Source organism: Streptomyces sp. NPDC001617, assembly GCF_053596855.1.
In genome coordinates this window covers 1-9,227 of sequence record NZ_JBSFHA010000161.1, presented here as the reverse complement: position 1 = coordinate 9,227, position 9,227 = coordinate 1, and the positions used below count along the sequence as shown (strand labels likewise).

Here is a 9,227-nt window from a genome sequence, read left to right as displayed (position 1 = left end):
GAGACTGACGAAGCGTCAGGAGTGGCTGGGGAAACCGAGGTTGATGCCCGCGTCGGCCGGGTCGGGCCAGCGCGTGGTGATCACCTTCCCCTGCGTGTAGAAGGCGACGCCGTCGTTGCCGTAGACGTGCAGGTCCCCGAAGAGGGAGTCCTTCCAGCCGCCGAAGGAGTGGTAGCCGACGGGCACCGGGATCGGGACGTTCACGCCGACCATGCCCGCCTTGACCTCCAGCTGGAAGCGGCGGGCGGCGCCGCCGTCCCGGGTGAAGATCGCGGTGCCGTTGCCCCAACGCGAGTCGTTGATCAGCTTGATGGCCTCGTCGTACGACTCCGCACGGACCACCGCCAGCACCGGGCCGAAGATCTCGTCCCGGTACGCGTCCGCCGTCAGCGGCACCTTGTCGAGCAGCGAGACGCCGAGGAAGAAGCCGTCCGCGCACTCGGGGTGTCCCTCGACCGAGTAGCCGGTGCCGTCGACGACGACCTGCGCGCCCTGCTCGGCGGCCGAGGACACGTACGACGCCACCTTGTCGCGGTGCTCGCGCGTGATCAGCGGGCCCATCTCGGACGACGTGTCGTTGCCGGGGCCGATCTTCAGGTTCTTCGCGCGCTCGGCGATCCTTGCGACCAGCTCGTCGCCGGTCTCGCCGACGGCGACCACGACGGACACGGCCATGCAGCGCTCGCCCGCCGAGCCGTAGGCCGCGTTGATCGCCTGGTCGGCCGCGAAGTCCAGGTCGGCGTCGGGGAGTACGAGCATGTGGTTCTTGGCACCGCCCAGCGCCTGGACGCGCTTGCCGTGCTCAACCGCCTTGAGCTGGATGTACTTTGCGATCGGCGTCGAGCCGACGAAGGAGACCGCCTCGATGTCCGGGTGTTCCAGGAGGCGGTCCACGGCGACCTTGTCGCCCTGCACGATGTTCAGCACGCCGTCCGGCAGGCCTGCCTCGGAGGCCAGTTCGGCGAGGCGGAAGGAGGCCGACGGGTCCTTCTCGCTCGGCTTCAGCACGAAGGTGTTGCCGCACGCGATGGCCAGCGGGAACATCCACATCGGCACCATGGCGGGGAAGTTGAACGGCGTGATGCCGACGACCACACCGAGCGGCTGCCGGATCGAGGCCACGTCGACACGGGTGGACACCTGCGTCGACAGCTCGCCCTTCAGCTGCACGCTGATCCCGCAGGCCAGCTCGACGATCTCCATGCCGCGCGCGACCTCGCCCAGCGCGTCGGAGTGCACCTTGCCGTGCTCGGCGGTGATCAGCTCGGCGATCTCGTCGCGGTGGGCGTCCAGCAGCTCGCGGTACTTGAAGAGGATCGCGGTGCGCTTGGCGAGCGAGGAGGTGCCCCAGGTCTCGAAGGCGGCCTTGGCGGAGGCGACGGCGGCGTCCACCTCGTCGACGGTCGCGAAACCGACCTGCTTCTCCTGCGCGCCGGTCGCCGGGTTGTATACGGCGCCGTGGCGGCCGGAGGTGGACTCGACGGGCTTGCCGCCGATCCAGTGGGTGATGGTCTTCATGGTGCGGGGCCTTTCAAAGGGTCGAGCAGGGGGGGACGGCGGGGGATGTCAGAGGTGGCGGCGTCGGCCGGCGACCTGGCGCTCGTACTGCTCGCGGGCCTGTACGGCGGCCTCGCGGGAGGCGGTCTCGGCGACCGGGACGTCCCACCAGGCCTCGGCCGGCGGAGCGGTCGGGGTGGCGGTGTCGGTCTCGACGTAGACGCAGGTCGGGCGGTCGGAGGCGCGGGCCGTGGCGAGCGCCTCGCGGAGTTCGCGGACGGTCTTCGCGCGCAGGACGTCCATGCCGAGGCTGCCCGCGTTGGCGGCCAGGTCGACGGGGAGCGGGGCGCCGGTGAAGGAACCGTCGGCAGGCGAACGGTAGCGGTACGCCGTGCCGAGGCGCTCGCCGCCGACCGTCTCGGAGAGGCCGCCGATGGAGGCGTAGCCGTGGTTCTGGATGAGGAGGAGGTTGACCGGGAGGCCCTCCTGGACGGCGGTGACGATCTCGGTCGGCATCATCAGGTAGGTGCCGTCGCCCACCAGGGACCAGACGGGGGTGTCGGGGGCGGCCTGCTGGACGCCGATGCCGGCCGGGATCTCGTAGCCCATGCAGGAGTAGCCGTACTCCAGGTGGTACTGGCGGGGGCTGCGGGCCCGCCACAGCTTGTGCAGGTCGCCGGGGAGCGAGCCGGCCGCGTTGATCACCACGTCCTCGTCGCCGACGACCGCGTCCAGGGCACCCAGAACCTGGGTCTGCGTGGGCACGGCGTTCTCGTCGGCGGCCGTGTAGGCGGAGTCGACAACCTGTTCCCAGCGTTCCTTGCCGGCGCGGTACTCGGCCTCGTGAACCGAGTCCACACGGTAGTCCGCCAACGCCTCCGTCAACGCTGTGAGCCCCGCGCGCGCGTCGCACACCAGCGTCCGCGCCGACAGCTTGTGAGCGTCGAACGCCGTGATGTTGAGGTTGACGAACCGCACGGCCGGGTTCTGGAACAGCGTCCCGGAAGCGGTCGTGAAGTCCGTGTACCGCGTGCCGACGCCGATCACCAGGTCGGCCGTGCGCGCGATGTCGTCGCTGACCGCCGTGCCGGTGTGGCCGATGCCACCGAGGTCGGCGGGGTGGTCGTAGCGCAGCGAGCCCTTGCCTGCCTGCGTCGAGGCGACCGGGATGCCGGTGGCCTCCACCAGCGCCTTGAGCGCCTCCTCGGCCTGGCTGTGGTGGACGCCGCCGCCCGCGACGATCAGCGGACGCTCGGCGGCCCGGATCGCCGCCACCGCCTCGGCCAGCTCGTAGGGGTCGGGAGCGGGACGCCGTACGTGCCACACGCGCTCGGCGAAGAACTCCTCCGGCCAGTCGTGGGCCTCGGCCTGCACGTCCTGGGGGAGGGCGAGCGTGACCGCGCCGGTCTCGGCCGGGTCGGCGAGGACCCGCATGGCGTTCAGCGCCGAGGGGATCAGGGCCTCGGGACGCGTGATGCGGTCGAAGTACCTCGAGACCGGGCGCAGGGTGTCGTTCACCGACACGTCGGCCTCGGTCGGGTGCTCCAGCTGCTGCAGGAGCGGGTCCGGGGCGTGCGAGGCGAAGTAGTCGCCGGGCAGGAGCAGGACCGGCAGGCGGTTGATGGTGGCGAGTGCGGCGCCGGTGACCAGGTTGGTGGCGCCGGGGCCGATGGAGGTCGTCACGGCCTGGGCGGAGAGACGGTCGAGCTGGCGGGCGTAGCCGACGGCCGCGTGCACCATGGACTGCTCGTTGCGGCCCTGGTGGTACGGCATGGTGGCCTCGCCCGCCTCCAGGAGGGCCTGGCCGATCCCGGCAACGTTGCCATGACCGAAGATGCCCCAGGTGCCGGCGATCAGCCGGTGGCGTACGCCGTCGCGCTCGGTGTACTGGGCGGACAGGAACCGCACCAGGGCCTGGGCGACGGTCAGTCGGCGGGTGGGGGTGCTCATCAGGACTTCTCCGGGGCCGTGTAGAGGGGGAGGCGGGGGTCGACCGGTTGGTCGGGCCAACTGTCGCGGACCCAGGCGTGATCGGGGTGGTCGCAGATCAGCCAGGCACGCTCGGGCTCGGGGCCGGCCATGACGTTGAGGTAGTACATGTGGTGGCCGGGCACGGCCATGGAGGGCCCGTGCCAGCCGTCGGGGATCAACACCACGTCTCCGCCGCGGACTTCGGCCAGCACGTCGGTGTTGCGGCCGTGACCGGACGGGGACACACGCTGGTAGCCGAGGCCGGGCGTGCCGTCGTGGTCGGCGAACTCGAAGTAGTAGACCTCTTCGAGGACGGACTCCTCGCCGGGCCGGTGCTCGTCGTGCTTGTGCGGCGGGAACGACGACCAGTTGCCGCCGGGCGTGATCACCTCGACCGCGATCAGCTTGTCGCACTCGAAGACGCCTGCCGCACCGAAGTTGTTGACCTGGCGGGAGGAGTTCCCGGTGCCGCGCAGCTCCACGGGGACCGAGGAGGCCGGGCCGTAGCGGGCGGGCAGTCGGCGGGTGCAGCGCGCGCCGGTGAGCGCGAACCGTCCGCCGCCCGCGCTCATGACGGTCGTACGAGCGTCACGCGGCACGTAGGCGAAGTCGCTGACGCCACTGAACACACTGTCGCGGCCGGCGAGTTGGAAGGTGTCGTGGCCGAAGTCGTCGGCCGCCGAGACCGTGCAGGCGCCGCTCAGCGACAGCACGATCCACTCGCTCTCGCCGGTGTCGAAGGTGTGCGTGCCGCCCGGCGGCAGCTCCAAGATCCGCAGGCTGGAGTAGCCCCAGCCGGCCTTCTCCGGCGTGACGTCCACGACGTAGGGGCCGCCGAGGGCCTTTCCTGCGGGCAGGTGGTAGGTCATAGAGCACTCCTCCGTGTCACAGCAGCCCGACGGCCGTGTCCACCGCGGTCTCCACGCTGCCCTCGGCCGGGTAGAGCAGCGAGCGGCCGACGACCATGCCCAGGACGGTGGGCAGTCGCAGGGCCTTGCGCCAGCGCTCGTAGGCGCCTTCCTGGTCGTCGCCGACCTCGCCGCCCAGCAGCACGGTCGGCAGGGTGGAGGTCTCCAGGACCTCGCCCATGTCGTCCGGGTCGTCGGTGACCGGCAGCTTCAGCCAGGTGTAGGCGGAGGTGCCGCCGAGGCCCGCGGCGATGGCGATCGACTTGGTGACGGCCTCGGCGGAAAGGTCGTTGCGGACCCTGCCGTCGACGCGGGTCGAGATGAACGGCTCGACGAAGATCGGCAGCCGGTGCGCCGCGCAGTCGTCGATGGCGCGGGCGGTGGACTCCAGGGTGGTGAGCGAGCCGGGGTCGTCGTAGTCGATCCGGGTCAGCGTCTTGGCGGCGTCGAAGCGGAGCCGGGCGATGTCCTGGGCGCGGTGGCCGGTGAAGCGGTCGTCCAGCTCGAAGGTGGCGCCGGCCAGACCGCCGCGGTTCATCGAGCCCATGACGACCTTGTTCTCCAGCGCCCCGAGCAGCAGGAGGTCCTCCAGGATGTCCGCGGTGGCGAGCACCCCGTCCACGCCGGGCCGCGCGAGCGCGACGCACAGGCGCTCCAGCAGGTCGGCCCGGTCGGCCATGGCCAGCCTGCGGTCGCCGACGCCGAGCGCGCCGCGGGCCGGGTGGTCGGCGGCGACGATCATCAGACGGCCGCCGTCGCCGATCAGCGGGCGGCGGGCGCGCCGGGCCGCGGCCTCGGCGACGGCCTCGGGGTGCCGGGCGCGGACCGAGACGAGGTCGGGGATGCTCAGGGACAAGGGGAAGCTCCGTTTCAGGGAGTGGCTCGCGCGAGGAGGCCGTCGACCTCGGCCTCGGTGGGCATCGCGGAGGAACAGGCGAGTCGGGAGGCCACGAGGGCGCCGGCCGCGTTGGCGTACCGCATGATTTCGGCCAATTCCCAGCCGGACAGCAGTCCGTGCACCAGGGAGCCGCCGAAGGCGTCGCCCGCGCCGAGGCCGTTGGCCACCTCGACCGGCACCGGCGGGACCTCGGCGGTGGTGCCGTCGCGGTGCACGGCCAGGACGCCCCGGGGGCCCTGCTTGACCACCGCCAGCTGCACGCCTGCCTCCAGCAGCGCCTCGGCGCAGGCCCGGGGTTCGCGGACGCCGGTGGCGATCTCGCACTCGTCGAGGTTGCCGACGGCGACGGTGGCGTGGCGCAGGGCTTCCGCGTAGTACGGGCGGGCTTCCGTGGGGTCCTTCCAGAACATGGGGCGCCAGTCGAGGTCGAAGACGGTGATGCCCGCCTTGTCGCGCGCCTTGAGGGCGGCGAGTGTGGCGGAGCGGCTCGGCTCCTCGCTCAGGCCGGTGCCGGTGATCCAGAAGACGCGGGTCGCACGGATGGCGAAGTAGTCCAGTTCCTCGGAGTGTATCTCCAGGTCAGGGGCCTTAGGCTGCCGGTAGAAGTACAGAGGGAAGTCATCGGGAGGAAAGATCTCGCAGAAGGTCACCGGGGTCGGGTACGCGGCGACGGGCGTGACCCAGCGGTCGTCGACGCCGAACTCCTTGAGTGCCTGGTGCAGATAGGCGCCGAAGGGGTCGTTCCCGGTGCGGGTGATCACCGCCGTGTTCCGGCCCAGCCGGGCGGCGGCCACCGCCACATTGGCGGCCGAGCCGCCCAGGAACTTGCCGAAGGTTTCCACCTGGGCCAGGGAGACGCCCGACTGGAGCGGGTAGAGATCGACGCCAATGCGGCCCATAGTGATCAAGTCGAAGGGCGGGGCTGACTCGGCCATGCGCGATGCTCCTCGGACTGGGCTGCTCGGGATGCGGGTCCCCGTGGGTCTGCCGCCTCCCAGGTGTAGGCCTCTACGGGCGACCCTGTCAATAGTTTGTACTTACATTCGGACCTGCTTGTGAAATGATGTCTTAACAAAGTATTGACAGCGGACTCGGCCAGGGGTTTGATCCCGTCCCAGGTCGACCGCCGCGTTTGCCGTGAACGACCCGGACATGCCAAGATCCCGGGCCCTGGATCTTCGTAGATCCCTCTCCCTTTCCCTTTCCCCCGCAAAGCACAGTGAGGTGCCAGGAAAGATGGACCGTTCTTCTCACCGCCGTTCCCGCAGACTCGTTCCGGTCGTCGCGGTCGCTGCGGCAGCCGCCCTGACCCTCGCCGGCTGCTCCAGCAGTTCCGGGGGCAAGAAGTCCCAGGAGACAGGCTCCAACGCGTCCGCCGGCAAGGCCACCACCCCTCGTATGACGGTCGCCCTGGTCACGCACCAGTCGCCCGGTGACACCTTCTGGGACATCGTCCGCAAGGGTGCCGAGGCGGCCGCCGCCAAGGACAACATCAAGCTGATCTACTCGGCCGACCCGAACGCGGGCAACCAGTCCAACCTGGTGCAGAACGCGATCGACCAGAAGGTCGACGGCATCGCGGTCACCCTCGCCAAGCCGGACGCCCTCAAGTCCGTCATCGGCAAGGCGAAGTCGGCGAACATACCCGTCGTGGGCCTCAACTCCGGTCTGAGCGACTGGAAGAAGCTCGGCCTGCTGGAGTTCTTCGGCCAGGACGAGACCGTGGCCGGCGAGGCCTTCGGCAAGAAGCTGAACGACCTCGGCGCCAAGCACACCGTCTGTGTCATCCAGGAGCAGGGCAACATCGGCCTGACCCAGCGCTGCGACGGCGTGAAGAAGACCTTCTCCGGCAAGACCGACGTCCTCTACGTCAACGGCACGGACATGCCGTCGGTGAAGTCGACGATCACGGCCAAGCTGAAGCAGGACTCCTCCATCGACTACGTCACCGCCCTCGGCGCCCCGTACGCGCTCACCGCGGTGCAGTCGGTCTCGGACGCCGGCAGCAAGGCGAAGGTCGCCACCTTCGACCTCAACAAGGACCTGACGACCGCCATCAGCAAGGGCACGATCCAGTTCGCGGTCGACCAGCAGCCGTACCTCCAGGGCTACCTGGCGATCGACTCGCTGTGGCTCTACAAGAACAACGGCAACTACAGCGGCGGTGGTGAGCAGCCGGTGCTGACCGGGCCCGCCTTCGTCGACAAGTCCAACGTCGAGCAGATCGCCAAGTACGCCGCCAACGGAACGCGGTGATGAGCATGACCCAGCATGCCGAGCCGGCGGTGGAGACACCGCCGGCCCCCGGCCCCAAGGAATCCGACGGGCGGACCGCCCAACGGTCCGCGTTCGTACGGCTGATGGCCCGCCCCGATGTGGGCGTCTTCCTCGGCGCCGTGGCCGTCTACGTGTTCTTCCTGATCGCGGCGCCGCCGGTGCGCGACGCCAGCTCGATGGCGAACATCCTCTACCAGTCCTCCACCCTCGGCATCGTGACCGTCCCGGTGGCGCTGCTGATGATCGGCGGCGAGTTCGACCTGTCGGCCGGCGTCGGCGTCATCACCTCCGCGCTGACCGCGAGCATGACGGCGTATCAACTCACCCTGAACGTCTGGGTCGGTGTCTTCGCCGCCCTGATCGTGTCGCTGGCGATCGGCTTCTTCAACGGCTGGATGGTCGTCAAGACGGGTCTGCCGAGCTTCCTCGTCACCCTGGGCACCTTCCTGATCCTCCAGGGCGTCAACCTCGCGGTGACCAAGCTGATCACCGGCAACGTCGCCACCGACGACATCAGCAACATGGACGGCTTCAGCAGCGCCAAGAAGGTCTTCGCCTCGTCCTTCGACATCGGCGGCGTCCAGGTGAAGATCACCGTCTTCTGGTGGCTCCTCTTCGCCGCCATCGCCACCTGGGTGCTGCTGCGCACCAAGTACGGCAACTGGATCTTCGCGGTCGGCGGCAACAAGGAGTCGGCCCGCGCGGTCGGTGTGCCGGTCGCCTTCACCAAGATCTCCCTGTTCATGCTGGTCGGCTTCGGCGCCTGGTTCGTCGGCATGCACCAGCTGTTCTCCTTCAACACCGTCCAGTCCGGCGAGGGCGTGGGCATCGAGCTGATCTACATCTCCGGCGCGGTCATCGGCGGCTGTCTGTTGACCGGCGGCTACGGCTCGGCGATCGGCCCGGTCTTCGGTGCCTTCATGTTCGGCATGGTGCAGCAGGGCATCGTGTACGCCGGTTGGAACCCCGACTGGTTCAAGGCATTCCTGGGCGTGATGCTGCTCGGCGCCGTCCTGATCAATCTGTGGGTCCAGCGCACCATGACCCGGAGGTGACCCGATGACGAAGAACGAGTCCGGAACCCACGGAGCCATCCTCCAGGACACCGCGCCCGAGAGCGAGGACGGCACGATCGTCGAACTGCGCAACGCGGGCAAGTCCTACGGCAACATCCGCGCCCTGCACGGCGTGAGCCTGAAGGTGCACCCCGGCGAGGTCACCTGTGTGCTGGGCGACAACGGCGCCGGCAAGTCGACGCTGATCAAGATCATTTCGGGGCTGCACCAGCACACCGAGGGCGAGTTCCTCGTCGACGGCGCGCCGGTCCGTTTCACCACCCCGCGCGACGCGCTCGACAAGGGCATCGCCACCGTCTACCAGGACCTCGCCGTCGTCTCCCTGATGCCGGTGTGGCGCAACTTCTTCCTCGGCTCCGAGATGACCAAGGGCCCCTGGCCGGTCCGGCGTCTCGACATCGCCGCGATGAAGAAGACCGCGGACCAGGAACTGCGCAACATGGGCATCATCCTCGACGACCTGGAGCAGCCCATCGGGACGCTCTCGGGCGGCCAGCGCCAGTGCGTCGCCATCGCCCGCGCCGTCTACTTCGGCGCCCGCGTCCTGATCCTCGACGAGCCCACCGCCGCCCTCGGCGTCAAGCAGTCGGGTGTGGTGCT

Annotated in this window: 8 protein-coding genes; 3 read left to right on the top strand and 5 right to left on the bottom strand. The window is 69.6% G+C overall.

Annotation, left to right across the window (positions count from 1 at the left end):
* Window positions 1–15: 15 nt before the first annotated feature.
* The 5 genes from ACWC09_RS51685 to iolC are packed head-to-tail and all read right to left on the bottom strand — an operon-like array spanning window position 16 to window position 6,209.
* On the bottom strand, window positions 16–1,518 hold the full coding sequence (locus tag ACWC09_RS51685) for a CoA-acylating methylmalonate-semialdehyde dehydrogenase (RefSeq protein ID WP_450859166.1): 1,503 nt from the start codon (window positions 1,516–1,518) through the stop codon (window positions 16–18).
* Between the two features lie 48 nt (window positions 1,519–1,566).
* Entirely contained in the window at window positions 1,567–3,447 is a 1,881-nt protein-coding gene (gene iolD, locus ACWC09_RS51680; protein ID WP_450859164.1) for a 3D-(3,5/4)-trihydroxycyclohexane-1,2-dione acylhydrolase (decyclizing), read from the bottom strand.
* On the bottom strand, window positions 3,447–4,337 hold the full coding sequence (iolB, locus tag ACWC09_RS51675) for a 5-deoxy-glucuronate isomerase (protein WP_450859162.1): 891 nt from the start codon (window positions 4,335–4,337) through the stop codon (window positions 3,447–3,449). The genes iolD and iolB overlap by 1 nt, the downstream gene beginning before the upstream one ends.
* Before the next feature lie 16 nt (window positions 4,338–4,353).
* A complete protein-coding gene (locus ACWC09_RS51670; RefSeq protein ID WP_450859160.1) occupies window positions 4,354–5,232 on the bottom strand; it encodes a Cgl0159 family (beta/alpha)8-fold protein in 879 nt (292 codons plus the stop codon).
* Window positions 5,233–5,246: 14 nt separating this feature from the next.
* On the bottom strand, window positions 5,247–6,209 hold the full coding sequence (iolC, locus tag ACWC09_RS51665) for a 5-dehydro-2-deoxygluconokinase (protein ID WP_450859159.1): 963 nt from the start codon (window positions 6,207–6,209) through the stop codon (window positions 5,247–5,249).
* Window positions 6,210–6,510: 301 nt separating this feature from the next.
* Here iolC and ACWC09_RS51660 point away from each other — a divergent pair, with 301 nt between their 5' ends.
* The 3 genes from ACWC09_RS51660 to ACWC09_RS51650 form a co-directional block, all read left to right on the top strand.
* Window positions 6,511–7,530, top strand: a complete 1,020-nt coding sequence (locus ACWC09_RS51660; protein ID WP_450859157.1) for a sugar ABC transporter substrate-binding protein — start codon at window positions 6,511–6,513, stop codon at window positions 7,528–7,530.
* A complete protein-coding gene (locus ACWC09_RS51655) occupies window positions 7,530–8,606 on the top strand; it encodes an ABC transporter permease (protein ID WP_450859156.1) in 1,077 nt (358 codons plus the stop codon). Before ACWC09_RS51660 ends, ACWC09_RS51655 begins: the two co-directional genes overlap by 1 nt.
* A 4-nt stretch (window positions 8,607–8,610) precedes the next feature.
* A partial coding sequence (locus tag ACWC09_RS51650; RefSeq protein ID WP_450859155.1) for an ATP-binding cassette domain-containing protein occupies window positions 8,611–9,227 on the top strand: 617 nt, incomplete at its 3' end.

Coding starts and splice junctions, on each gene's coding strand:
- ACWC09_RS51685 (WP_450859166.1), bottom strand. CDS start 1,518: ATGAAGACCATCACCCACTGGATCGGCGGCAAGCCCGTCGAGTCCACC.
- iolD (WP_450859164.1), bottom strand. CDS start 3,447: ATGAGCACCCCCACCCGCCGACTGACCGTCGCCCAGGCCCTGGTGCGG.
- iolB (WP_450859162.1), bottom strand. CDS start 4,337: ATGACCTACCACCTGCCCGCAGGAAAGGCCCTCGGCGGCCCCTACGTC.
- iolC (WP_450859159.1), bottom strand. CDS start 6,209: ATGGCCGAGTCAGCCCCGCCCTTCGACTTGATCACTATGGGCCGCATT.
- ACWC09_RS51660 (WP_450859157.1), top strand. CDS start 6,511: ATGGACCGTTCTTCTCACCGCCGTTCCCGCAGACTCGTTCCGGTCGTC.
- ACWC09_RS51655 (WP_450859156.1), top strand. CDS start 7,530: ATGAGCATGACCCAGCATGCCGAGCCGGCGGTGGAGACACCGCCGGCC.